This window comes from Thermoanaerobaculia bacterium, assembly GCA_018057705.1.
GTDB lineage: Bacteria > Acidobacteriota > Thermoanaerobaculia > Multivoradales > JAGPDF01 > JAGPDF01.
The window spans coordinates 24407-49826 of the sequence record JAGPDF010000030.1 but is presented as its reverse complement, the minus strand read 5'-3'; the positions used below and the strand labels follow the sequence as shown (position 1 = coordinate 49826).

Genomic DNA, 25420 nt, shown 5'->3' with positions numbered 1-25420 from the left:
GCGCCGGCGACTTCCGGCCAGCGCTCGGCAACCGCCAGGCCGTAGAGCGCGAAGACCTTGCCGCCGAGCTCGACGAAGTGCGCGCGGCCCGGCAGGGATCCGCCCTGCGAACGGGTGACGGCGAAGTCGATGCGCTCCGCGGTCAGCCCGTGTGGGCGCGCACTGTCGCGTGCGGTGACCGCGATCCCCTGCTTCGCGGCGAAGCTCCCGGCTGCCTCCGCGGCGGTCGCCCCCTCGGCCACCCGCAGTTCGACCATGGCGATCTTGTCCGGATGCAGCGCCACGATGCGCGAGCTCTCGTTGGCGCTCTTCCAGCCCTCCGGGAGGCGGACCTCGAAGGCGAGCTGCGGGTGATAGAAGACACCCTGCTCGAAGAAACCGAGGCGCGGGTCGGGTCCGAACGGCAGTCCGTCCATGCGCTGCAGGTAGGACTGTCCGGCAACCTCGCCGCTCGGATAGGCGCGCTCGGCGATCAGCGCCATGGACCGTGCCTCGCGGTCGCCGGGATCCGGGTGGGACGAGAGCCAGTTGGGCACCCGGCCGCCACCCTCCGCTGCGCCGACCTTGCCGAGCAGGGCGAAGACCTTGGGCAGCTCGCGAACTTCGAAGCCGGTACCCGACATGTAGCGCAGCCCGAGGTCGTCCGCCTGCCGCTCGTCGTCCCGGCCGTACTTGAGGAAGAGCGCGCCGAGCCCCACGGTCGCGAGATCGGCCGCCTGCGCCACCTCCGGCGCGACGATCATGCCGAGGAGAAGCCCACCCTGCGCGAGTTGCTGCTTGCTCATCTGATTCACGCTGTGCTGCGCCGTGACATGTCCGATTTCGTGGCCGAGCACGCCGGCCAACTCGGCCTCGGAGGAAAGGTGGCCGAGAATGCCGCGTGTGACGTAGATGAAGCCTCCCGGGAGAGCGAAGGCGTTCACCGCTGGATCGTCCATGACCTTGAAGGCCCAGGGCAGGTGCGGCCGCTCCGACTTCGCAGCGAGGCGCAGACCGACCTCGCTGACGTAGGCCTGGAGCACCGGGTCGTCCACGACCCCCATCTGGGCGGAGATCTCGCGATCGGCCTCGCGGCCCATCTCGATCTCCCGGGCCTCGGAATAGAAATTGAGCTGCGACTTGCCGGTCGCCGGATTGCTGGCACACCCCGAGATCGCGATGGCCAGAACGAGCACAGCGAGCTCCGGCACGGGGCAGCGGGCACAGCCGCCGAGCCTGCCGCGCCTCGCAGGTATTGGAATGAACATCGGCACGCTCCTCTCAGGGGCAGGCGCCCCGCGGAAGAGAATATCCGACGCTCAGGCGGCGGCTTCGGTCGGGCGGTCCTCGACGATGCGGCCGTCCTGGATCTGCACGATGCGCCGGGTGCGCTTCGCCAGGGCGTTGTCGTGGGTGATGAGGACGAGGGTGTGGCCCTTGGCGGCGAGGTCCTCGAAGAGCGACATGATGTCTTTGCCGGAGGAGGAGTCGAGGTTGCCGGTCGGCTCGTCGGCGAGCACCAGCGCCGGCTCGCAGGCCAGGGCGCGGGCGATGGCGACGCGCTGCATCTGGCCGCCCGAGAGCTCGGTCGGGCGATGATGCATGCGGTCGGCGAGGCCCACCTGCTCGAAGAGGAGCTCGACGCGCGCCTTCCGGTCGCGCGCTCCCGTGCCGTGGAAGAGCAGCGGCAGCTCGACGTTCTCGTAGGCGGTGATCTGCGGCAGCAGGTTGAAGCTCTGGAAGACGAAGCCGACCTTGCGGTTGCGGATGTCGGCGAGCTCGTCGACGTCGAGGTCGGCCACCTCCTCGCCATCGAGGCGGTAGGAACCGGCGCTCGGCACGTCGAGGCAGCCGACGATGTTCAGCAGGGTCGACTTGCCCGAGCCCGACGGGCCGACGATGGCGACGAACTCGCCCGGCTCGACCTTGAGGTCGATCCCCTTCAACGCCTCGACCTTGACCGCGCCGGTGTCGTAGACCTTGCGCAGATCGCGCATCTCGATGATCGCAGGAATGGTCTCCACGGCCGCGATCTTCTTACTATTGCGTCCGACGAACAAGTTCATGAGCCGTTACCTCACTCGTAACGCAGCGCGGCCGCAGGCTGGATGGTGACCGCGCGGCGGGAAGGGAAGAACCCGGCAAGAAATCCGATGATGCCGAGGAGAGAAACCGTCGTGAAAGCGACCGTGAGCGAGAAGGTCGGGGCGCCCATGAACTCGAGCGCGTCGCTATTGGCCTTCGACTGAACGAACGCCAGGAGCTGCACCAGGCCGACGCCGACCACGATGCCGATCGCCCCGCCCATCGCGGTGAGCGACAACGACTCGACGACCAGCGGTCCGATGACGTAGGAGCGCCGCGCCCCGAGGGCCATCTGGACGCCGATCTCCTTCGTGCGGTGCTTGACCACGGCGTACATGATGTTGGCGACGCCGATGCCGCCGATGAGCAGCGTCAGCGCGCCGATGATGCCGAGGAAGATCTCGATGCCGATGCCGATGTTGGCGGTGATCTTCTGCGACTCGACGGTGTCCCACATGGCGAGCGCGCGCTCGTCGGTCGGGTCGAAGCGGTACTTGGCGCCGAGGATCTCGTAGAGGCGCTTCTTCACCGCCTCGTTCGCCGCCGGGTCGGCCGCCCGCACCACGAGGTCGGAGACGTAGCGCCGCCCGAAGAGCGCCCGGAAGGTCGACAGGGGGACGACCGCGTTGTTGGCGTCCGGCCCGCCATAGGTGCCCATCTGGATCTTCTTCTGCATGATGCCGACGACGGTGAACGGCACCTGGTTGATGAAGACCGTCTCGCCGATCGCGTCCTTGTCGGCGAAGAGCTCGTCCTTGAGGTCGTTGCCGAGGAAGACCACCCGCCGCTTGAGCTCTTCGTCGCGGTCGTTGATGAACCGGCCGCCGGTCTGCGGGATCTGGTTGCGCAGCTCGCCGTAAGCCGGCTCCACGCCGACGACCGGCTTGGTGAGCGTGACGCGCTCGTAGGTGACCGTGTTCCCCCACCGTCGCATCTCGGCGGAGGTGAGCTCGAGCTCCGGTATGTTGGCTTCGAGGAGGTCCGCGTCCTCCGGCAGGAAGCGCAGATTCCGCCCCTGCGGGAAGCCGGCGAAGGCCTTCGAGGTCGCCCCGGGCCAGATCACGATGATGCCTTCGCCGAGACCGCGACTGCCTTTGGTGAGGTTGTGCTTCAGGCCTTCGCCGAACGAGAGCAGGAGCACGATCGAAAGCGTTCCCCAGGCGATGGCGGCCACCGTCATGACCATGCGCTTGCGGTTGATTCCGGCCGTCCGCCGGAAGAGCTTGAGAATGAGCGGCAGGTTCCACATCGTCACATCCTCAACGCTTCGACCGGCCGCAGATTGGCGGCGGTCCGCGCGGGAAAGTAGCCCGCCAGGAGACCGATCGCGCCCAGGATTGCGGTCGTGATCGCGGCGACCTGGAAGGAGATCTGCGGATCGCCGACGAAATCCTGGAAGCCGAGGCTCGGGAAGGCCGCGCAGACGGCCCACGAGATCAGGAATCCGGCGATCCCCCCGACGATGGTGATCAGCAGGGTCTCGAAGAGGAACTGGCCGATGACGTAGCGCCGTTTGGCGCCGAGCGCCATCTTGATGCCGATCTCCTTGGTGCGCTCCTCGACCACGACGTTCATGATGTTGCTCACGCCGATGCCTCCGACGACCAGCGTCAGCGCGCCGACGATACCCAGGAAGCTGCGGAAGGCGAGGAAGAAGGTGTCGAGGAACTTCGTCCCCTCCGTCGTGTCCCACATCTGAATCGCCTCTTCGTCGGTGGGATCGAAGCGGTGCTTGTTCGCCGCCGTCGCGATGACCGCCTTCTTGACCGCCTCCACCTTCTGCACGTCCTGAGGCTGGAAGATCAGGTTCTCGATGTACGTCGAACCGTACATCGCCCGGAAAGTCGTCGACGGGATCATCGCCTTGTCCTTGTCCCGGCCGCCGTACGAGGAGTCCTGCGACTTCGCCACCATGACGCCGACGACGGTGAACGGCGAGCCGTCGATGCGCACCTGTTCGCCCACCGGGTCGACGTCTTTGCCGAACAGGTCGACGCTCAACTGGTCGCCGATGAAGACCACGCGCCGGCGTTCATCGAGGTCGAGCTGGTTCAGGAAGCGGCCGCCCTCCTGCGGGTTCATCGACCGCATGGCGCCGAACTCGACGTTCGAGCCCGACACATCGACCGACAGCGCCTTCTTGCCATAGGTGATGCGGGCGCCGTCCTGGGCGTACTCCTCGCTGATGCTCCGCAGCCCTTCGACTTCGTTGCGCAGCAGGACAACGTCTTCGTCGGTGAGCTGGATCGCGCGCCCGCGGGGCAGACCCTGCCACGGCTTGCTGGTGCGCGAGGGCCAGGCGATCACGATGGCGTCGCCCAGACCCTTCTGCGAGACCAGGACCTGGCGGTGCAGCCCTTCGCCGAAAGCCAGCATCAGAGTCACCGCCGCCGTGCCCCAGACGAGGCCGAAGACGGTCAGAAAGAGCCGCAGCTTCTGCGCGCGGACGTCCCGCAGGAACTGCCGCAGATAGTTGCGCAGGTACATGGTGCTACTCGACTTCCTTGGCCGGACGCTGGATGACCTTGTCGCCCTCGGCGAGGCCGGCGACGACCTCGAGGTTGAGACCGTCGGAGAGACCGACCTGGATCTCCTTCTTGACCGGCTCGTCCTCCGGAGTCGCTCCGGGCACCTCGACCGAAGCCTTGTCCTTCGCCATCGTCACCAGGCGCTCGGGCACGAGCAGCACACCCTCCTTCTCCTGGATGATCACGTCGGCGTTCGCCGAGTAGCCGGCGCGCAGGGTCACCGTCGACTTCGCGGTGTCGATCTCGGCCTCGACGTCGAAGATCGTGGCGCCTTCCTTCTCGCGCGCCTTGGGCGCGATGCGGGTCAGCTTCGCGGGTACCGAGCTCCCCGGCAGCGCGCCGATCTGGATGCGGACCTCCATCCCTTCGTGGAGCTTGCCGACGTCGATCTCGTCGACGGTGCCCTTGAACTCGAGCGTCCGCATGTCGGCGAGGGTCATCAGCACCGTGCCCTCCTGGAACGAGGTGATCGGCACGACCGGATCGCCGGGATTCACCTTGCGCTCGAGGACCGTGCCGGCGGCCGAGGCCCGGATCACCGAGTCGACGCCGTTCACCTTGCGCACGATCCGCCCCTCCTTGAGGAGCGCCAGCTTGTCCTTCTCCTGCTCGAGCGAGATCCGGGCCTGGTCGAAGTCCTTCTGGCGAGCGTCGAAGGCGTCGCGCGCCAGGATGCCGCCGCTCCACAGCGACTGCGTGCGCTCGAGGTCCTGCTGCGCCCGGTCGTAGCCGACCTGGGAGAGCTGAACCCGGCGCTCAGCGTCGGCGAGCTCGAGCGGCGTCGGATCCGGGCTGACCGAGAACAGCGGCTGGCCGATCTCGACGCGGTCGCCGACTTCGACGAAACACTCGTCGACGAGCCCCGAGATCTGCGACTTGACCTGGATCTCCTGGTCCGGAACGACCTGGCCGACCGCAAGCGCCTTGTCGATGATGGTGCCGCGGGTGATCTCGACCGTCTTCAGGCCCTCCTGCTTCGCCGATGCGTTGCGGCTGTAGAGAAAGAGCCCGACCGCCGCCACTCCGACCGCCAGCGATCCGACCACGATTTTCATCGGCTTGCCCATTGTCATCTCCCCGTAAGATCCTTCTGTTGCTCACTACGACTGCCGGGAACGGAGGTTTCATGCCCCGCCTTCATGTGGCGCTCGTCGCGCCCGAGATTCACTGGAACACCGGCAACGCGGGCCGCACCTGCCTCGCCGCCGGCGCCCAGCTCCACCTCGTCGAGCCCCTCGGCTTCTCGCTCGCCGAGCGTGAGGTGAGACGCGCAGGTCTCGACTACTGGGAGCGCGTCGCGGTCCGGCGATGGGACTCCTGGCCGACTTTCGAGAGCGCCCTTCCCCAGCTCGGCGAGCCCTTTTTCTTCTCTGCGGAAGCGGGCATCGATTATTGGGACGTCGAATACCCTTCGCCGGTTACATTGGTCTTCGGTGGCGAGAGTCGCGGGCTGCCGTCCGAGCTCCGCGCGCGCTTCGCGAATCGACTGCTTCGGCTGCCCATGGCCGACCGCGGGATGCGGTCGCTCAACCTCTCGACCTGCGTCGGGATCGCGCTCTACGAGGTGCTCCGGCAGTGGCGGCGACGAGGGCTCTGGGAGCCCTTGCCGGAACCCGTCGAGCGGCGGGCGGAAGACGGCTGAACGCCGTCGCGTGGGGTTCTGCCGAGGCGAATCAGCCCTGCAGCCGGCGGGCGAGATCGTCGACCCGGGCGTTCTTCGGATCGATCTGCTGCGCCTTGCGCAGGGCGCGCTGCGCCTCGCGGGGCTTGCCCGCGGCGAGCGCCCAGTGCCCCAGCGCCGCCTGGCTCTCGGCCTGCGTCGGATCGAGGCGCACGGCGCGGCGATAGAACCGGCCGGCTTCGTCGAGGCGCCCGAGGCGCAGCGAAAGGTCACCCAGGGCGAGGTAACTGAACGGATTGCGGTTCCGGGACTGGTCGACGAGCGCGAGCAGCTCTTCGGCCTCGGCATCCCGCCCCACCAGCCGCAGGAGCGCGGAGAGATTCTGGTAGGCGGTGAGCGTCGAGGGGTCCACTTCCAGCGCCTTGCGATAGGCGGCCTCCGCCTCGACCAGATCGCCCGTGCGGCGTTCCGCCACGCCCAGGTTGATCCACGCTTCGGCGAGCTCCGGATCGAGCCGTACCGCCATGCGCAGCAGCTCGAGACCCTCGGCGGTGTTGCCGTCGCGCAACTCCTCCGCGCCGCGGTTCGAGTAGTAGAGCGCCACCGCGGTCAGGTCCCCGATCTCCTCCACCCAGCGGTAGGCGCGGACCGGGCGTTGGGCAAAATCCAGGATCCGCCGGCGGTCGGGCGTTCCGAAGGCCGCGGTGATGTGGGCCGAGGCGACGATGAGGTCGCCCTCGCGCTCGAAACTCTGCAGGTCGGAGACGCGCAGAAGATAGACCGGGAGGCCGAGCTCCCGGGCGAGCGCCACGAAGAGCTGCGAGAACCCAAGACAGTTCGCGGTGCCATCCTCGAAAACCTGCGGTGCCGTGCCGGTGTGGCCGGCGACGTAAGTGAGTGGTGCCGTCGTCCGGTTCAGGAGCGCCTGCAGGAGCCAGTTGAGCTGCGTCTCGCGGCGGGTGGAGGTCGGAACCTCGGCCGCCAGCCAGCGCCGCATCTCGTCGGTGGCGGTAAACGGAATCACCACCTGCGCCGGATCGACGCCGCGCGCCCGGATCTGCTGCTGGAGCTCGTCCTGCATCCGCGCTCCCAGGCCGCGCGAGGCGCAGCCGCCGGCGGCGAGAGCACAGGCGAGGAGAACCGCGATCTGCAGGGCGGCCCGGCCGATCGCCGGCCGCATCCTCGCCTGGGGCCTCATCGCGGCCTCCCGCGCAGCCGGCCGAGCCAGGCCCGGGCCGGCGCCTCCCCGAACGCCGCGGCGATTCCCAGGTACCCGACTCCGAAGAGGGAACACAGGGCCGCCGCCAGAAGCGTCGGATGCACGAGCCCGTCGGCGGCGGCGAGATAGGCCAGGGTCAGCGGCACGGCCGCGCCCAGGGAGTAGAACGTGAAGCGGCGAAATGCCGCAGCGGGCCAGACCAGGCTCGGAAGCTGCACCCGGGCGGCGCGGCGCAACGCCCCGAGCTCGAGCCAGGCAGCCGCCGTCGCCGCGAGGCCGAGACCGACCGCGCCGAGCCGCAGGGTGCTGCCGGGAGCACCGAGGATCGCCACGTCGCCGAGCCGCAGGCGGTCGAGCCAGAACATCGCCGGCAGTCCGACTGCGAGGCTCATCGCCACCCGCAGGACGGCGATCCTCGCCGGCGTCCGGGCGTCGCCGCGGGCATAGAAACCGGCCTGCAGAACGCGCGACGAAGTCGACGCCGGCAGGCCGATCGAGTAAGCGGCGAGCACGAGATAGACGAGCCGGCTTTCGGCGGCACCGAATCCCTTTCCAAAAAGCTGGAAAACCCCTTCCACGATCGGAAGTCCCAGCAAAAGATACGCCAGAAAGCTCGGAAGGTTCAAAAAAGCCGCGGTCTCGAGAGCCCTCGCCGTCCCGGTCGAGAGCGCGGCCTCGGAGGCGCTGGCGCCAGCAGAGCCACTGGAGCCAGCGCCGCTGCGCGCCAGCCTGGGGAGCGCCGCCGCAGCCACCGACATCCCGAAGAGGCTGACCGGGAGCAGATAGAGCGTCTGGGCGTAGAAGAGCGCTGCGACCGCCCCGGCCGCGAGGAGGGAGGCCAGGAGCTGATCGAGGTACGACGAGAGCTGCACGACGCCTCGTCCAGCCAGAGTCGGCCCGAGGGCCGCGAGAACCTCCTTCACGGCTTTCGGCCGCAGGTCGAGGGAGAGCCGAAAGCCCGCCAGATCGCCGCGCAATCCAGGCAGTTGAATCAGAAACTGGATTCCGCCACCGAGGAAGGCCCCGATGCAGGCCGCTTCGAGGAGGCGATCCGAGGCTGTCGCTCCTCGACCGTAGGCGACCCAGGCCACAGCTCCGACGATCGAGGCGTTCCAGAACACCGGCGAGAAATAGGAGAGAAAGAACTTGCCGTGACTGTTGCGCACGCCGAGGGCCCAGGCCGAAAGCACCAGCAGCGCCGTCATCGGGAAGATCCAGCGCACGGCGGCGACCGCGAGCTCGTAACGATCGACGCTGGCCTCGCCGAGCGCGATGAGCTCGCGGTCGCGCAGAAAGCCGGCGGCCAGCAGCCCGACGATCGGCCGGGCGAAGAGCACCCCGAGGGCCGCCGCTGCACCCGCCACCGTCACCAGCAGGGAGAAGACCGCGCCGGCGAGCCGGCCGGCCTCTTCGCGCCTGCCGGCGGCCAGGAGCCGGGAGTACACCGGGATGAACGCCGCCGAGAGGGTCTGCTCGCCGAGCAGGTTCTGCAGCAGATTCGGCAGCCGCAGGGCGGCGCTGAAAACGTCGGCGTGCGGCCCGACGCCGAAAAAGGCACCCAGGGCGCTGGTCCGCAGGAGGCCCGCGAGGCGGCTGCTGAAGATGCCTGAAGCGACGGCGAGCGTGCCACCGCCGCGGTCTGCCGGGCCGCCTCCCTGGACGCCGCCTTCGCCGGTCCCCCTGCCCTCTCCCGCTCGCTCCGCCAATCGACCCTCCTGCGGCTTCAGGAGCCGGCGGGGTTCTTGGCCAGCCAGGCGGCCGCCAGCGGGCGCACGATCACCGACTCGGCGTCGAGCCCCGAAGCACTGGCGAGCGCCTTCTCATACCAGAGCCTGGCGTTCTGGCGCTCCCGCAACCGGGCGTGCGAGTCAGCGATGAGGTACTGAATGTAGGGGCGATCGGTTTCCGACTTCATCAACTGCTCGATCGCCTCCTCGTAGCGCTTGTCCTGATAGTGCAGGTAGCCCAGCAGGTAGGGGTAGATCCAGTTGTAGTGCTCGAGGTTCGCGGCGTCCCCGTCCATCAGGATCTTCGCTTCGTCGGCGAGCGTCTGCGCCTTGCGGACCTCCCGGCGTTGGGCGGCCACCCGGGAGGCGCCGTGCAACTGCCGGACGTGCCAGATGACCCGCTCTTCAAGCTTCATCGTCGAACCCTGAACGATCTGCCAGCCGCGGTCGTACCACTCGAGAGCCGGCCCGGGGCTCCCGGTCTCGAGCAGGACACGGCCGACCGCGTTGCAGACGGCTGCCGCCATGTCGGCCCGCCCGAGGCCCTGCCACATCGCGAGCGCCTGCTCGGCCCGGTCGAGCCCTTGCGGCAGCTGGCGCAGATAGGTGTGGGTGTAGACGATCGCCATCAGCGCCCGATAGCGCTCCGAGCCGGGCGCCGAGGCCTCGACCGCCTGGGCGAGGTCGACCAGGGCGCCATCTTTGTCGCCCATGAAGAGCCGTGCGGCGGCGCGCCCCAGGCGCGCCGTCACCGGGCGACCCTGGTCGTCGAGGGCGTGATTGTAGGCGTTGTAGGCGGCGGCGAAGTCGCCCGCCGCGCGTTTGAGATCGCCCCCCGCGAGCAGCGCCGCGGAGTAGGCCGGATCGAGCGCCACCGCAGCGGCGTAGGCCGCCATGGCACCGGCCGTGTCGTCCTGGGCGCGCAGCGCGTCGCCGAGGAGCTTGTGCAGCCGCTTGTCGGTGCCCTTGGCCGCCACGGCCTCGCGCAGCTTCGCTGTCGCTTCGGCGGCCTTGTCGGTATCGAGCAGAATCAGTCCGGCGGCCGCGGGGCGCAGCCAGTGCCCTTCGGGCGCGAGCGCTCCGGCGCGGGCGAGGTCGGCGGCCCGTGGCTCGCCGCGCTCGGCGAGAGCGAGCTCGAAGAGGGCTTCCGCCGCGGCGGCCGAGAGACCCGGGCGCGCCCCGTCGAGATCGCCGCGGTCGAGGGCAGCGCGCGCCTGCGCCTGCGCGCTCGCCGCGGGCTGCGGCTCCGCAGCCCCTGCGCCCGCGGCATTCAGCAAAACCATCGCCGTGACCGTGGCGAGCGCCGTGAGCGTTGCGCTCCCGGGGTTCGTTGCAGTCGATGCCTTCGTTCGCGCGCTCTGCCACCGAGAGAGCTTCATCGCATCCTCCTTGGGGAGATGACCTTCAGCTGCATTCGTCATATGTGCGCCGTTGCCGCCTTCATTGCGGCCATCCGGTCTCGGGCTTCGCGCTGCACGCCGAGCAGCATGCCGGAGAGACCGAGTGACTTGCCCATCGAGAGCTCCCGGCCGAAGAGCTGTTCGACGATTTCGACCGGTACGCGGGTCACCGCTTCGAGGCCCTTTCCGGAAAGTGTGCGGCCGAGAATCGCCGCCATCGCCTTGGCGGAGATCCCCTGTGGATTCTCCACCGCGAAGTGGTAGTCGAGGCTGCCATCGGGCCGGGGCTCGGCGAAGACGTAGGCCTGCGACTCACAGGCCGGCACCTTGTTCTGCTCGGGAAACGGTCGCAAGGCGATCCGCTTCGGGACCTCGCGGTAGCCCTCTGCCAGAGCGATCAGCGCTTCGATGCGCCCGGACCGGTCGAGAGCCGAGAGCTCCGACACGAGGTCGTCCAACTCGCCGAGCTCATCGAGCCCGTCGCGCCCAAGGCCGAGACCGGCGTCAGCGCTCAATCGGCACACCTACCAGATTGCCCCACTCGGTCCAGCTGCCGTCGTAGTTGCGGACCATCGGATGTCCGAGGAGGTAGGTGAGGACGAACCAGGTGTGGCTGCTGCGTTCGCCGATCCGGCAGTAGGCGACGATCTCCTCGTCGCGCGGCAGGCGCTGCTCGTCGAAATAGATCCGTGCGAGCTCGACGGCATCGCGGAACTCGCCGCTCTCCGGCTCGATGGCCCGGGCCCAGGGGACACTCTTCGCTCCCGGGATATGGCCGCCCCGCAGGGCGCCCTCGTTCGGGTAGGCCGGCATGTGCAGCCGTTCACCGGAGTACTCCTCGGGGCTCCGTACGTCGACCAACGGCCGGCCGGCGGCCACATGCGCCAGCACTTCGTCGCGAAAGGCCCGGATGCGCGAGTCGTCGCGCTCCGGGGCGGTATAGGCCGCAGCCGGCCAAGCGGGAACTTCGCGCACCACCGGCCGCCCTTCCCGCGTCCACTTCAGGCTCCCGCCGTCCATCACCCGGGCGTTGCGATGCCCGAAGAGCTGGAAGATCCAGAAGGCGTAACACGACCACCAGTTGCTCTTGTCGCCGTAGAAGACGACCGTGGTGTCGTTGGCGATGCCGCTCTGCCGCATCAACCTCTCGAACCCGTCCCGGTCGAGATAGTCGCGGCGCAGCGCGTCGTTCAGGTCGCGCGCCCAGTCGATCTCGACCGCCCCGGCAAGGTGGCCGGAGGGATAGACCAGCGGGTCCTCGTTCGATTCGACGAGGCGGATCGACGGATCGTCCTGGTGCTCTGCCACCCACGCCGTCGAGACGAGGACTTCCGGGTGGACGTAGCCGCGTGCGGCCGGATCGGTCATGGACACCTTTCTAGAGGACCCGAAGTATAGACCCAGGGCGCCGGCCCGAGGACTCCTGCCGATAGACTGGTCTTCTCGTGAGCTCGACGGAATCCGAACCGCGCAGGCCTCCGGCGCCGCAACCGTCGGCGGGACCGGCGAAGACCCCGATGCCCGAACGGCGTCCCCGGCTCTACGTCGTCGCTCTGGCGCACCTCGACACCCAGTGGCGGTGGACAGTCCGGGAGACCGCGGAGTCCTTCCTCCCGGCGACGGTGCGGGAGAACGAGGACCGCCTCCGGCGCTTCCGGCACTACCGGCTGAACTTCGAAGGCGCCTACCGCTACCGGCTGCTCGAAGAGTGCCACCCGGAGATGTTCGAAACCGTTCGGGCGCGCGTCGCCGAAGGCCGGTGGTTTCCGTCCGGCGCAGCCTGGGAGGCGTTCGACACCAACCTGCCGGCGTCCGAATCGATCGTCCGCCAGATTCTCCATGGCACGCGCTATTTCGAGCGCACGGTGGGCAAAGCCGGCCGGGACATCTTCCTGCCCGACTGCTTCGGCTTCTCGCAGGCGCTTCCGACCCTGGCGACGCACTGCGGGATCCTCGGTTTCTCCTCGCAGAAGCTGCGCCGCGGCGCGGAGATGCGCTCGGCCTTCGGTGTCCCATTTCCGTTCGGGATCTGGGTTGGCCCGGACGGCTCGGCGCTGCCGGCGGTGCTCGACCCCGGCGAGTACGGGGCCCAGGCCTCGTCCGACCTCGGCACGGATCCGGAGTGGGTCGCGCGTTTCCGGGCCCTGGCCGCCGCCGGGCGACCCGATCTTCTGATGACCTACCAGGGGCTGGGCGACAAGGGCGGGGCGATTCCGCAAGCGGCCATCGAGTGGCTCGAGCGGGCACGTGCCGGGAGCGGGCCGATCGAAGTCCTCCTCGCCGACTCCGAGCAGATCTTCCGCGACCTCGACCCGCAGGAGCGCGAACGCCTGCCGGTCTACGACGGCGAGCTCCTGCTCCGCCTCCACGCCACCGGCTGCTACAGCTCGCGCGCGCAGCTGAAACTCTGGCATCGCAAGGGCGAGCAGCTCGCGCACGCCGCCGAGCGCGCCGCGGCGATCGCCCAGTGCCTGGGTGCGCGAACCGCCGACCGCGAAAGGCTCCGCGAGGCCTGGTTGCGGATCCTCGCGCACGAAATGCACGATGACCTCACCGGCACGAGCCTCGTTGAGGCCTACCGCTTCTCAGCCGCCGACCTGGCGCTCTCCCTGGCCGAGCTCGACCAGGAGCTCGCGGAGGCGGTCGGCGCGGTCGCGGCGACGCTCGACACCACGACCGGCGGGACGCCTCTCCTGATCTTCAATGCCCTGGGCAGCGAGCGCAGCGATCTCGTCGAAGTCGAGCTCGCCGCACCTCGTGCGCCAACCGCACTGCCCGGTACCATCGCAGTCTTCGATCCCGACGGCCGCGAAATTCCCTCGCAGTGGCGCCGGGAGGGCGAAGGATGGCGCGGCTGCTTCGTGAGCACTCTTCCTCCACTGAGCTACTCGCTTTTCGAGCTTCGAACTGCCGCCGGAGCCAAGGCGCCTGCAGCCACAGGGCTCTCGGTCGGCGAGAGCTTCCTCGAGAACGAGCGCCTCCGGGTCGAGATCGACGGCAACGGTGACATCGCGCGCATCTTCGACAAGCTCGACCGGCGCGAGCTTCTCGCCGCACCCGTCGGTCTCGAGATTCTCGACAACTTCTCCGGTCGCTTTCCCTCGTGGGAGATCCGCTGGGAGGACACCTCGCGCCCGGCCCGGACCCGGCTCGCCGGACCGACCCGGACGACCGTCGTCGAAAGGGGCCCGGCCCGTGTCGCCCTGGTGATCGAGCGCAGCGCCGAGGGCTCGCGGTTCGTGCAGACGATCGCGCTCGCTGCCGGGGCGGCCGGCGACCAGGTCGTGATCGACACCGCCATCGACTGGCGCACCGACGCCGCGCTCCTCAAGATGGTCTTCCCCCTCTCCACCCCGGCGGAGCAGGCGCTCTTCGACCAGGGAGTGGGCGTCGCGCGCCGACCGGTCGCGACCGCCCAGCTCTATGAAGTTCCCGCCCACCAGTGGGCCGCACTGCGCGCGGAAGAGGGTACCGGCCCCGGCGCCGGTACTGGAGCTGGAGCGGCGATCGCCAACGACTGCAAGTACGGCTGGGATCACCCCACTGCCGACACCCTGCGTCTCACGCTGCTCCACACGCCGCGCATCGGCAGGCGTTTCCGGTACCAGCAGAAACAGGACTTCGGGCACCACACCGTGCGGGTGGCGATCGCGCCGATTCGCGCCGGCGAGTCGCTCGCCGGCACGGTGCGCTTCGCCGAGCGACTCAACCAGCCGCTGCGCGCCTTCGTGGCACCGCAGGCGGACGCGGCGCAGCCTGCGGTCGTCGGCGCGAAACCGAAGAGCTTCTCCTTTCTTGCTCTCGACAGCGACGCTGTCGCCGTGCAGGCGCTCAAGCTCGCCGAGGACGGCGACGAGCTCGTCGTGCGGCTGCGAGAGACCGCCGGCACGAGCCAGGGCGTCGGGATCCGCACCCACCTGCCGATCGCCACAGCGCGCGAGGTCGACGGCTGCGAGCGGCCGCTCGCAGCAGCCGATCGCGGCGAGCGGCCGCTCGCAGCAGCCGATCGCGGCGAGCGGCCGCTCGCAGCAGCCGATCGCGGCGCGCAGCCGCTCGCCGCTGCGGCGAGCGCCGAGGACGAGGAGCGAGAAGCTTCGGTAAATGAAAAGAACAGATCCGCAGTGGTTGCGGTCCGCGGCTTCGGGCTCGCCGCCTTAGCCTTGAATCTCGATTCTCCTTTACCGGTCCTTTTGCAGCGTCCGCCGCAAACGCTCGATCTCGCGCTGCCGTGGGGCTGCTTCGGCGTCACCTCGCGCGGCGAGCGCGCGCACGAGGGCGGCCTCGATGGCCGCGGTCACGCCATTCCGCGCGAGCTGCTGCCGCGGTCGCTCCGCCGCGCGGGCGTCGAGCTCGACCTGGCGCACGCACATCGTGCCGGCGAGGCTTCGGCAGTGCTCTGTGCCGGCCAGCGAATTTCGATCCCCGCCGGGTTCACTCGCCTCCTGCTGCTGGCGGCGGCCTTCCCCGAAGCCCGCGCGGTGGAGTTCGCGGTCGACGGCGTGGCCGCTTCGCGGCGGGTAGCTGGAGGCTTCTCGCCCCTGGGCCGCTTCGACGAGCTCGAGCGCGGCCTCTTCGGCCGCCCGACCGGCGGGGTCACCCCCGGCTACCTGCGCCCGGCGCCGGTGGCGCTCGCCGTGCCGCACCGGCACGATCGGCGAGGCCGGCTCGAGGCCTGCTCTCCGGTCCTCTTTTTCACGGTCGAGCTCGCCGTCTCGCCGCGCGGCTCGGAGGTCCTTCTGCCCGGCGCGGGACGCCTCGTCCTCCTCGCGGCAGCGCTCTCCGACTCGCCGTCACCCCAGGCAACACACGCGGGACCGCCAGGGTTCGGCGGCACTTGCCTGGGAGAGCTCCGCTGATGGAGCTCCTCTGGCTGCTCTGCTTCGTTCTCGTGGTCGTCGGCTTTGCCGGCGCGGTGCTGCCGGCAATCCCGGGGCCGCCGCTGGTCTTCTTCGGCCTCGTCGCCGGCGCCGCTGCGGACGGCTTCGACCGTGTGGGCTGGGTCACCCTGACGGTCCTCTTCCTCCTCACCTGCCTGACCTTCGGTGTCGACATCGCCGCCACCGCGCTCGGCGCTCAGCGCGCCGGTGCCAGCAAGCTCGCGGTCGTCGGGGCGCTGCTCGGCTCGCTCGTCGGCCTCGCCTTCGGGCTGCCGGGCCTGCTCGTCGGACCCTTCGTGGGAGCCCTCGCCGGAGAGTGGTACGCGCGGCGGGACCTGCTGCAGGCGGGCAAGGTGGGTTTCGCGACCTGGCTCGGGATGTTCCTCGCGGCGGTCGCCAAGCTCGCGATCCTGCTCGCGATGGTCGGCCTCTTCGCGCTCGCCTGGTGGCTCTGAACCGGAGGTGGATTCAGCGGCTTCAGCGCCTTCAGAAGAACAGGCCGGAGCTGTCGAGGACTTCGAGCACCTCGAGCTCCTGGATCCGCCAGACACCGTCGTCCTCCCGCCAAGCGACGCGGATCCGCAGGCGTTCGCGTCCGGGACCGCCGGGCCGCAGCCCGATCACCTCGACCACGGCGGTCATCTCGGCGGTGGCGTTCGGCCGCAGCTCAACCTCGACCTCCGAGTCCGAGACCGTGATGCGCTCGGCGCTGGCGCGATAGCGATCGACGATCGCCATGAGCTGCTGGCGGTCGGCGATCGTGCCTTCGTAAGGCTCTGCGAGGATCACGAAGCCGTCGGCGAAGATCTCCGAGACGCCCCGGGCGTGGCCGAGGCGATCGAACGTCCCCTCTTCCCCGCTCTTGCCGAGCTCCTCTTGCAGCGCCTCGAACTGCGCCACGATCCGCCGCCGATCGCTGGTCCACCAGAGACCGAGCGCCACGAGAGCACCGACCAGGGCCAGCAGGGCGACCAGGCGGACGAGGCTGCTGTGGCTCATGCGCCCCAATCTAGCGAGACCTCATCTTCGTTCCACCAGGGCGCTCTGGCGCTCGGGATCCGAAGTGGGCGACCACGCCTCAAATAGGAGCCCACTTCGGATCCCGAGTGCCGGAGCGCCCAATCACACGTACGCTGAACGCGGCAGGGGGACACATAGCGGCTGAGGAGACCGCTGGTCGTCGCCAGGTTTGAGTGGCCGCAATATGTCCCCCAGCGCCGTCCGGATCCCGAGTGCCGGAGTGCCCAATCACAGACGGTGCTCGCTGCAGGGGACACATAGCGGCTGCGAAGACCGCTGGTCGCCGCAGAGTTCGAGCGGCCGCAATATGTCCCCCAGTCGCGTCAACTCAAACGAGCTTCGCCTGGAGAACGATCTCGATATTGGAAGACAGCGCCTTCGAGATGATGCAGTTGGCCTTGGCGCCCTCGGCCTGCGCGGCGAAGGTGGCGGCGTCGATGCCGGGCACTTCGGCTTCGCAGTCGAGCTCGATCCGGGTGATGGCGAGTCCGGCGTCGTTCTTGAGCATCTGCACCCGCGCTTCGCTCGCGACGCGCTTGGGCGCGAAGCCGGCGCGGCCGAGGCCGGCGGCGAGCGCCATCGAGAAGCAGCCGGCGTGGGCGGCGCCGAGGAGCTCCTCGGGATTCGTCCCGACACCCTCTTCGAAGCGCGACGAGAAGGAGTACTGCCCCTCGAACGCCCCGCTGCCCAGCTTCACTGTGCCCTTCCCATCCTGCAGTCCGCCGTTCCAGACGGCGTTCGCCTTGCGAATAGCCATGGTCGTCCCCTTTTCTTTAGAAAGCGACGCGAACCGTCGCGCCGAAGGTGATCGTATCGGTGTCGTAGTCGTCCAGGTCTTCCCACTCGAGAAACCGGTAGTCGGCGTTGATGTCGAGGTGGATCTTCGGCAGCAGCAGCAGATCGACTCCGGCCTTCGCGATGTAGTAGGGATCGGACCAGCTGCCGTTGGCGAAGTCCGAGTAGGTGGCGCCCACGCCGAGCCCACCGTAGAAACCGCGCCCGGCCAGGATGTAGACCTGCGGCGAGACCGCCCAGTCGAGCGAACCCTGAAAGCCCTCGTCGAAGTACTCCGCGGCGACCTCGAAGCGGATGAAACCGGCCAGGTACTGGTACGAAAGCACCTCGGAAACGCCGTCGTCCGCGATCTCGAACTCCGGAAACTGGTCGTCGAGCTGGTCGATGCTCTGCCAGTAGTGCAGCCCGAAGCCGAGCCGGTGTTCTCCTGCCGAAGCGGGGGCCGCGAGGCCCGCCGCGAGCAGGGTCAGCAGGCAGGTCCATCGCAGGGCGATCTTCATCGGTCGTCTGTCCTTTCGTCGTCGGCTCTGGGGCCAACTGAATCCAAAGCGGTCACGGCTGCGTCCCGCGGTGACCGCAGACTACCAAGAAGCAGCGGCCCGGAGCAGTGAACGTCTCACCACCGCGCCCCACAATCAGCGCTCGCCGGCCTCCCGGCTGGCATAGCGCCGGCTCAGGCGCAGCAGTCCTCCGTCGCGGGTGCGCTCGAAGGCGGCGAAGGCCCCGAGGTAGGGGCTCGAACCGGCCGCCTCACCGTTGATCGTCTCGATGTCGAGGCTGCGCGAGGCGCCGACCGTGCGCGTCAACGCGCAGCGCAACGGTTCGAGCAGCTCCGCCAGTCCGGGGTCGTCCGCGGGCACGAAGAAGTGCAGCTCGCGACCGCCGCGGGCGAAGACCGCGCAGAGTCGGCTGCCGCGGTAAGCCAGCCGCGTCGAGGCCACCCGCCGCAGCAGCGCCCGCGGCACCGGGCCCGCGATGCCGGGCAGATCGAGGCCGCAGGGCGAAGCCGGGTCGAGTGCCGAGCACCACCAGACAGCCGCCGCCGGCAACCCCTCGCGCAGTTGGCGGACCGCGGAAGGCAGGGCGAACTGCAGACCGGGAAGCCCATCGAAGAAGCGGCCGGCGACGATCTCGCCGGCGAGCTCGAGGCCGCGCAACGAGCGTTGAACCCGGCTCCAGGCGAGGGCCGGGAGCTCGACCGCCAGGAGCTCGCGAAAGAGCACGCCATAACGATCGAGCAGCAGCCGGGCGCGTTCCCGGCTGCGCTCCTCCTCGACCAGGGGATCGCTTGTGCCGTGCAGCGCCTCCTCGGGCCGACCGCCGAGCGTCCGCCAGCGACCCGCAAGCGGCGCGCTCCCCTGCCAGCGCCGGAAGAGCCCGCGCCGGCTGCGCCCCGCCCCACCTGCGAGACCTCCGGTGGGCCTGGAGACGCTCTCCGGCATGGGACTCTCCAGCTCGAATCCGGAGACGATCCCCTGCCGCAGCACGCGCAGCGAGCCGCAGGTCGCCTCGCCTCTCCAGACCAGCGACCAGAGCGCCGCGTTGACCGCGCCGAGTCCGAGCCCCGAGCGCTCGACGACCTCGCCGATCTCGAGGCCGCGCGGCTCGCCCGCAAGCAGGTCGCGCACCGCGACCGCCGCGACCTCGCCGGGTTCGGGCTCCGCCGCCTCGGGAGATCGCACGAGCGGCTGGAAGAGGTCGAGGTCGGGGCGAAAGGCGAAGCCGATGCGCTCCCGCCCGGTGCCGAACCAGACGAGCTCACTCTCTTCGAACAGGCCGTCGAGCCAGGTCGGGAAGTACGGCTCCAGCCGGGAAGGAAGAAGATCGCTCTCCCAGAGCGCGGCCGGTGCCGGGAAGCCGAACAGGCGCTCCAGGGCCGCCTGTAGCCCTTCGTTGCCGGTTCCGCGCTCGGTGAGCCCCTGCCAGCGGGCGAGAAAGAGCGGCAGCTCGCCGAGCGCCAGCGGCTCGAACGCCGGCCGCGCCGCCGCCCGGCGCCAGCGCAGGAGAGTCTCGATCGTCGCCACGACGGCCACCTGCCGAGACGCCCTCGGGGTGGAATCCGCAGCGAGCAGGTCGCCGGCGACGACGCGCTCGCCGGCCTCCAGTGTCGCCAGCGCGGCCTCGAGCTCGCTCGGGGCGACGCCCCACTGCTCGGCCGCCCAGGTGACCTCGACCGGTGGATAGAAGCGCAGCCACTCCTCGAGCAGCGTGGCGAGGAGCGCGCTCCGCACCGCGACGGTGGCGGATCCGGCGAGCCGCGCGAACCGCGGCAGGTTCTCGCGCGCGACCACCACCGCCACCGCGCCGGGCGCGGCGGCGGGCGCGCTCCCAACCGCAGCGGGAGTCACGACCGGGGCGAGTGGCGCGGCGACCGTCAGGAGCTTGTCGCCTACGGCGAGCCCGGCGAGCATCTCCCGGCTGCTTCCGGGGCGATCGCGCTCGAGGACGGCGAGGAGCTCGTCCCACTCGGCGAGCGGCACGAAGAGACGCTCCTTGACCCATTCGAGAAGCTCGGTCGGGGTCTGCGGCGCATATCCCGGAAGCAGCCGCTGGACCTTGCGCCGGAACTCCTCCGCCAGGCGCACGGCGATCCGCGGGCGGTCGCCGCCCAGCGCGATCTCGCGCAGCAGGTCGGCGCGCACGGTGGCGCCGCGCCGGGCTCCCGGCATGTCGTCCTCGTACATCAGCTCGTTGGTCCGCCGCCAGACCAGGCCCGCCGCCAGCGGCGAAGGTCGGTCGCTCCGCACGTTGTGGATCTCGATCTCGCCGCGTCCCAGTTCTTCGAGCCGCCCGCGGAGGCTCTCGAGGTCGAACTCGTCGTGCAAAGAGCTCCGCCAGGTTTCGAGCGTCACCGGAAAGTCGTCGAAGCGCGCCACGGCCTCGAGCAGCTTCTTGGCGTTCTGCCGCGACACCCAGAGCGGCGTGCGCCGACTCGGGCCGGCGCGCGGCAGGAGCAGCGCCCGCTGGGCATTCTGGCGGAACTGGGCGCCGAAAAATCCGGAGGATTCGAGCCGCGCGCGCAGCAGTTGTTCCAGACGCTCCGGCGTCACCCGCGCGAGCAGCTGGCGTGCATCGGCGCCGGCCGGCAGAACGAGCAGCACCGCGTCGTCGTCGGCCAGGGTCTCGATCGGGGTCCCTTCTGCCTCCTCCCAGGCCGCCGCGAGCGCGAGCGCGAGCGGTCGATTGAGGGTCCCTCCCCAGAAGGTGTAGAGCACGACCTGGCGCCGGCCGTCGCCCGGATGCGCCGTGCCGCTGCTGGCGCGCTCGAGGGATTCTTCGAACACCAGCCGGCGCCGATGCGGCAGGCGGCCGCCCAGGGCGGCCCTCGCCGCGCGCAGCTGACGCGCCAGCTCGGCCGCCGCGGCCGCGTCGAGCGCGTACTCTTCGGCCAGCGCCGATTCGAAGCCGGGATGCTCGAGCTCGCTGTCGGCGCGTTCGAGCAGCCGGCCGATGCGCTCCGAGAAGACCGCACCGCGATCGCGCGCATCCGCCCGCCAGAACGGCGCGAGCACCGCACCGCCGCGGGCCGGAGCGACGAAGACCTCGTTCGCGGTGATACGCCGGATGCGCCACGACTGCGTTCCCAGCAGGAAGGTGTCACCCAGCGAGCGCTCCCAGACGAACTCCTCGTCGAGCTCGCCGAGGCGGGCGTTCGAGTCCTCGATCCGCAGCTGGAAGTAGCCGCGATCCGGGATCGTGCCGCCCGACTGGGCGACGAGGCGCGCGGCGCCCGGACGGGCCGCGATCGTGCCGTCGAGGCGGTCGAAAGCGACTCGCGGGCGGAGCTCGGCGATCCGCGCGTCGGCGTAGCGCCCGGCGAGCATCTCGACCACGAGGTCGAACTGACGGCGGGGCAGCTCGTGGTAGGGCGCGCTCGTCCGCAGGAAGTCGTAGAGATCGTCGGCGCGCCAGCGCTCGTGCGCCACCATGCCGACGATCCATTGCGCCAGCAGGTCGAGCGGCGCGCTCACCGGTCGAATCGGCTCGATATCGCCGTCCAGCACCGCCCGCGCGGCGACCGCACATTCGAGGAAATCGCGCGCGTGGGTCGGGTAGAAGCGCGCCCGGCTGACCTCGCCGACCGCGTGCCCGGCGCGCCCGACGCGTTGCGCGGCCGAGGCGAGCGAGCGCGGCGCCTGCACCAGCAGCACCTGGTCGAGCGCGCCGATGTCGATGCCGAGCTCGAGCGAGCTCGTCGCCACCAGCGCCGGCAGATCCCCGGCCTTGAGCCGCTTCTCGATCGCGCTGCGCAGCTCGCGCGCGAGCGAGCCATGGTGTGACCAGGCGAGCTCGCGCGGCGCGCCGTCGTTGATCAGGCGGGTGAGCTTCTCGGAGAGCCGCCGGCTGTTGGTGAAGACCAGCGTCGAGCGCGCCTCGCGGATCCGGTCGCGGAGATCGGCGGAGATGGCGGTCCAGAGGGTATCGCCCTCGCGCTCCTCTGCGGGGACGGCGGCGAGCGCCGGGGGCAGCCGCACCTCGACGTCGTAACGCTTCGGCTGGCGCGACTCGGCGACCGCGACCGAACGCCGCACGTAGCGCGGAAGGTCGTCGGCGCCGCGTTCCAGCCGGAAGCCTCCGACCCACGAAGCGATGCGGTCGAGGGGCCGCACGGTCGCCGACAGCGCGATGCGCTGGAACTCGCCGGCGAAGAGCACCAGGCGGTCCACGGCGGTGATGAGGTGGGTGCCCCGCTTGCTCGCCGCGACGGCGTGGATCTCGTCGAGGATCACCGTCCGCAGGCCCGCGAAGAGCGCCGGCCCGGCTTTCGAGTTGACCAGCAGATTGAGGCTCTCCGGGGTCGTGATCAGGATCTCCGGGCGCTGGCGCACGATCCTCTGGCGTTCGGCAGGCGGCGTGTCGCCGCTGCGCATCGCCACCCGGATGCGCGGCAGTTCGCCGCCCGCGGCGCGAAAAGCCTCGGCGATCCCGGCCAGAGGCTCGGCGAGGTTGCGTTCGATGTCGGCGTTCAGCGCCTTGAGGGGAGAGATGTAGAGCACGCGCGTCGTCCCGTCCTCCCAGACCCCGGTCGCGAGCTGCTGCAACGCCCAGAGGAAGGCGGTCAGGGTCTTGCCGCTCCCGGTCGGGGCGGTAAGCAGGATGTGCCGGCCGTCGGCGATCGGACCCCAGGCCAGCCGCTGGACCTCGGTCGGAGCGCCGAAGCGCTGCTCGAACCAGGTGCGGATCCGGGGGTCGAAGCGCTCGAGACTCACGCTTCGAAGCTTAGCCTGATGCCGGGCGGGGGTCGTCCGGGCGTCGCCGGGAATCTCTCCGACGGCCCCGGCAGGCTCGCCGAGAGGTTAGGATTGACGCCGGGAATCTCCCCGGGAAGGAAGTAGCCATGACCACCCTTGCAGGCAAGACCCTCATGATCACCGGCGCATCCCGTGGCATCGGGCTCGCCATCGGGCTGCGCGCCGCGCGCGACGGCGCCAACGTCGCGATTCTCGCCAAGACCACCGAGCCGCACCCCCGCCTTCCAGGAACGATCTACACCGCCGCCGAGGAGATCGAGAGCGCCGGCGGCAAGGCTCTGCCGATCGCCTGCGACATCCGCGAGGAGACGCAGGTGAAGGCCGCCGTGGAAGCGGTCCGGGCGCGCTTCGGCGGCATCGACATTCTGATCAACAACGCCTCGGCGATCAGCCTCACGCCGACTCTCGACACCCCGATGAAGCGTTTCGACCTGATGTTCTCGGTCAACGTGCGCGGGACCTTCCTCTGCTCGCAGGCCTGCATACCGGACCTCAAGCGGGCGGAGAACCCGCACATCCTCAACATGTCCCCGCCGCTCAACATGGATCCGAAGTGGTTCGCCGGGCACGTCGCCTACACCATGGCCAAGTACGGCATGAGCATGTGCGTCCTCGGCATGGCCGAAGAGCTTCGGGGCGACGGCGTGGCGGTCAACGCACTCTGGCCGCGCACGGCGATCGACACCGCAGCGCTCGCCATGCTCGGCGGCTTCGTGGCGGCGGCGAACAGCCGCAAGCCGGAGATCCTCGCCGACGCCGCACACTGGATCCTCACCCAGCCGGCGCGCCAGTGCACCGGCAACTTCTTCATCGACGACGAGGTCCTGCGGCGCGCCGGCGTCACCGACCTCGACGCGTACGCGGTGGATCCGGCGCAACCGCTGATCGCGGACTTCTTCCTGTGAAAGTCCCCTCGGCCTGCCCGCTCGACTGCCCTGACGCTTGCAGTCTCGAAGTGACGGTTGAGCACGGGCGGGTCACGAAGATCGACGGTACCCGCGACCGCAATCCGGTCACCGAAGGCTACATCTGCGCCAAGGTGAGGAAGTTCCCGGACCAGCTCTACGGCAAGGAGCGCATCCTCGAACCCATGATGCGCGTCGGAGAGAAGGGTGAAGGGGTCTTCGAACCGCTCTCCTGGCAGCAGGCGATCTCCCTCGCCGCGAAGCGGCTGGTCGAGACCCGCGATCGCTTCGGAGGCGAGGCCATTCTCCCCTTCTGCTACGGCGGCTCGAACGGCTACCTCTCGCAGGACTCGACCGACGCCCTGCTCTTCCACCGCCTCGGCGCCTCCCGCCTGGCGCGCACCGTCTGCGCCGCGGCCACCGGCAGCGCAGCCCTGGGGCTGTACGGCAAGATGGAAGGGGTCGCCTTCAACGACTACCCCGCCGCCCGGCTCGTCGTGGTCTGGGGCTGCAATCCCGCCGTGTCGGGTATCCATCTCGTGCCGCCGATCCAGGCCGCCCGCGATGCCGGCGCCAAACTCGTCGTCCTCGATCCGCGCGCCACTCCGATCGCCAAGCAGGCGGATCTTCATCTGCCGGTGCGCCCGGGCACCGACCTCGTCGTCGCCCTGGCGGTGATCCGCGAGCTCTTCACGAGCGGCCGCGCCGACCGCGACTTCCTCGACCGCCATGCGACCCGCGCCGACGAGCTCGAACGCCGGGCAGCGCCCTGGACGCTCGACCGGGCGGCCCAGGTCGCCGGTTTGCGGCCCGCCGACCTGGCGCGCTTCATCGACCTCTACGCCTCGATCTCGCCGGCCGTGGTGCGCTGCGGCTGGGGCCTCGAGCGCAATCGCAACGGCGGTTCCGCCGTCGCAGCGGTCCTCGCCCTGCCCGCCGTCGCCGGCAAGTTCGGAGTGCGCGGCGGCGGCTACACGCTGTCCAACTCCGCGGCCTGGAAGATGAACGCGCGGGCGATCTCCGGTCCGGACGCCGAGACGAGGATCATCAACATGAACCGGCTCGGCGCGGCGCTCACCACCACCACAGAGAGGCCGATCCACCTGCTCTTCGTCTACAACTCGAACGCCCTGATGACGACGCCCAACCAGACGCTCGTCCGCCGGGGCCTCGAGCGCGAAGACCTGTTCACGATCGTCTTCGACCAGGTGCTCACCGACACCGCCCGCTACGCCGACCTCGTGCTGCCGGCGACCACGTTCCTCGAGCACCACGACCTCGCGCGCGGCTACGGCTCCTTCGTCCTGCAGGAGATCGCCCCGGTCATCGAACCGGTCGGCCAGGCGCGCTCGAACTACAGCGTCTTCGCCGACCTCGCGGTCCGCACCGGAGTCGCCTCGGCCGACGAGATTCCGACCGAACAGGCCGCGATCGGGCTGATTCTCGATTCGAGCGGGCGTGGCGTCGATCTGCGCACGCAGCTCACGGAGAAGGGCTTCGCGCGCCCGGCCTCCGGCGACCATCCGGTGCAGTTCGTCGACGTCTTCCCGAAGACGGACGATCGCAAGATCCACCTCGTGCCCGTGGCGCTCGACGCCGAGTCCCGCGAAGGTCTCTACGTCTACCAGGACGATCCGGCCACCGACCGTACGCCGCTGGCGCTCATCTCGCCGGCGACCAACCGGACGATCAGCTCGACTCTCGGACAGCTGCGCAAGGGACCGGTACCGCTCGAGATGCACCCTGACGACGCCGCCGCGCGCGGACTCGCCGAGGGTCAGCGGGTGCGGGTGGCGAACGCACTCGGCGAGGTGCTCTGCCGGCTGCGGATCTCGAACGACCAGCGTCCGGGCGTCGTCGAGCTGCCGAAGGGTCTCTGGGCGCACAACACCGACAACGGGGCGACCGCCTGCGCCCTCGCCCCCGACAGCTACACCGACCTGGGCGACGGCGCCTGCTTCAACGACGCCCGGGTCGAAGTCTCGCCGGCCTGACCGGCCGCGCCTCGAAAC

Annotated in this window: 19 protein-coding genes; 5 read left to right on the top strand and 14 right to left on the bottom strand. The window is 69.8% G+C overall.

From position 1 onward, the window contains the following. The 5 genes from KBI44_11310 to KBI44_11290 form a co-directional block, all read right to left on the bottom strand. Positions 1-1247, bottom strand: a 1247-nt coding sequence (locus KBI44_11310; GenBank protein ID MBP9145064.1) for a M48 family metalloprotease, incomplete at its 3' end; no start/stop codon positions are given. 51 nt (positions 1248-1298) lie between these two features. Continuing rightward, the gene (locus tag KBI44_11305; protein MBP9145063.1) at positions 1299-1985 is read right to left on the bottom strand and encodes an ABC transporter ATP-binding protein; all 687 of its coding nucleotides are present in this window, start codon (positions 1983-1985) and stop codon (positions 1299-1301) included. A gap of 71 nt (positions 1986-2056) precedes the next feature. Beyond that, a complete protein-coding gene (locus KBI44_11300; protein MBP9145062.1) occupies positions 2057-3313 on the bottom strand; it encodes an ABC transporter permease in 1257 nt (418 codons plus the stop codon). Positions 3314-3315: 2 nt separating this feature from the next. Beyond that, positions 3316-4551, bottom strand: a complete 1236-nt coding sequence (locus KBI44_11295) for an ABC transporter permease (protein MBP9145061.1) — start codon at positions 4549-4551, stop codon at positions 3316-3318. A gap of 4 nt (positions 4552-4555) precedes the next feature. After that, positions 4556-5665 (bottom strand): efflux RND transporter periplasmic adaptor subunit, encoded by a 1110-nt coding sequence (locus KBI44_11290; GenBank protein MBP9145060.1) that lies wholly within the window; start codon positions 5663-5665, stop codon positions 4556-4558. A 53-nt stretch (positions 5666-5718) separates the two neighbouring features. On the opposite strand from KBI44_11290, the gene KBI44_11285 reads away from it, so the two are divergent. Next, on the top strand, positions 5719-6234 hold the full coding sequence (locus KBI44_11285; GenBank protein MBP9145059.1) for a tRNA (cytidine(34)-2'-O)-methyltransferase: 516 nt from the start codon (positions 5719-5721) through the stop codon (positions 6232-6234). A gap of 31 nt (positions 6235-6265) precedes the next feature. Here KBI44_11285 and KBI44_11280 read toward each other — a convergent pair whose 3' ends face one another. The 5 genes from KBI44_11280 to KBI44_11260 are packed head-to-tail and all read right to left on the bottom strand — an operon-like array spanning position 6266 to position 11927. Beyond that, positions 6266-7411, bottom strand: coding sequence for a tetratricopeptide repeat protein (locus KBI44_11280; GenBank protein ID MBP9145058.1), 1146 nt, complete (start codon positions 7409-7411; stop codon positions 6266-6268). Further along, entirely contained in the window at positions 7408-9138 is a 1731-nt protein-coding gene (gene murJ / locus KBI44_11275) for a murein biosynthesis integral membrane protein MurJ (GenBank protein MBP9145057.1), read from the bottom strand. Before murJ ends, KBI44_11280 begins: the two co-directional genes overlap by 4 nt. 17 nt (positions 9139-9155) lie before the next feature. Beyond that, positions 9156-10538, bottom strand: coding sequence for a hypothetical protein (locus KBI44_11270; GenBank protein ID MBP9145056.1), 1383 nt, complete (start codon positions 10536-10538; stop codon positions 9156-9158). 38 nt (positions 10539-10576) lie between these two features. Continuing rightward, a complete protein-coding gene (locus KBI44_11265; protein MBP9145055.1) occupies positions 10577-11074 on the bottom strand; it encodes a SufE family protein in 498 nt (165 codons plus the stop codon). Then, positions 11064-11927: a sulfurtransferase gene (locus tag KBI44_11260; protein MBP9145054.1), complete on the bottom strand. Its 864-nt coding sequence runs from the start codon at positions 11925-11927 to the stop codon at positions 11064-11066. Before KBI44_11260 ends, KBI44_11265 begins: the two co-directional genes overlap by 11 nt. 149 nt (positions 11928-12076) lie before the next feature. Between KBI44_11260 and KBI44_11255 the strand changes: the two genes are divergently transcribed. Then, positions 12077-15415, top strand: a complete 3339-nt coding sequence (locus tag KBI44_11255) for a hypothetical protein (protein ID MBP9145053.1) — start codon at positions 12077-12079, stop codon at positions 15413-15415. Then, positions 15415-15891: a DUF456 family protein gene (locus KBI44_11250; GenBank protein MBP9145052.1), complete on the top strand. Its 477-nt coding sequence runs from the start codon at positions 15415-15417 to the stop codon at positions 15889-15891. The genes KBI44_11255 and KBI44_11250 overlap by 1 nt, the downstream gene beginning before the upstream one ends. A 31-nt stretch (positions 15892-15922) precedes the next feature. On the opposite strand, the gene KBI44_11245 is transcribed toward KBI44_11250, so the two are convergent. The 4 genes from KBI44_11245 to KBI44_11230 form a co-directional block, all read right to left on the bottom strand. Then, positions 15923-16435: a nuclear transport factor 2 family protein gene (locus KBI44_11245; GenBank protein MBP9145051.1), complete on the bottom strand. Its 513-nt coding sequence runs from the start codon at positions 16433-16435 to the stop codon at positions 15923-15925. 349 nt (positions 16436-16784) lie between these two features. Next, a complete protein-coding gene (locus tag KBI44_11240; GenBank protein MBP9145050.1) occupies positions 16785-17213 on the bottom strand; it encodes an OsmC family protein in 429 nt (142 codons plus the stop codon). A 16-nt stretch (positions 17214-17229) separates the two neighbouring features. Beyond that, a complete protein-coding gene (locus KBI44_11235) occupies positions 17230-17751 on the bottom strand; it encodes a hypothetical protein (GenBank protein MBP9145049.1) in 522 nt (173 codons plus the stop codon). 135 nt (positions 17752-17886) lie between these two features. Continuing rightward, the gene (locus KBI44_11230; GenBank protein MBP9145048.1) at positions 17887-22461 is read right to left on the bottom strand and encodes a DEAD/DEAH box helicase; all 4575 of its coding nucleotides are present in this window, start codon (positions 22459-22461) and stop codon (positions 17887-17889) included. A 128-nt stretch (positions 22462-22589) separates the two neighbouring features. Here KBI44_11230 and KBI44_11225 point away from each other — a divergent pair, with 128 nt between their 5' ends. Beyond that, a complete protein-coding gene (locus KBI44_11225) occupies positions 22590-23408 on the top strand; it encodes an NAD(P)-dependent oxidoreductase (protein MBP9145047.1) in 819 nt (272 codons plus the stop codon). Beyond that, positions 23405-25402, top strand: coding sequence for a molybdopterin-dependent oxidoreductase (locus tag KBI44_11220; GenBank protein ID MBP9145046.1), 1998 nt, complete (start codon positions 23405-23407; stop codon positions 25400-25402). Before KBI44_11225 ends, KBI44_11220 begins: the two co-directional genes overlap by 4 nt. Positions 25403-25420 lie beyond the last annotated feature (18 nt).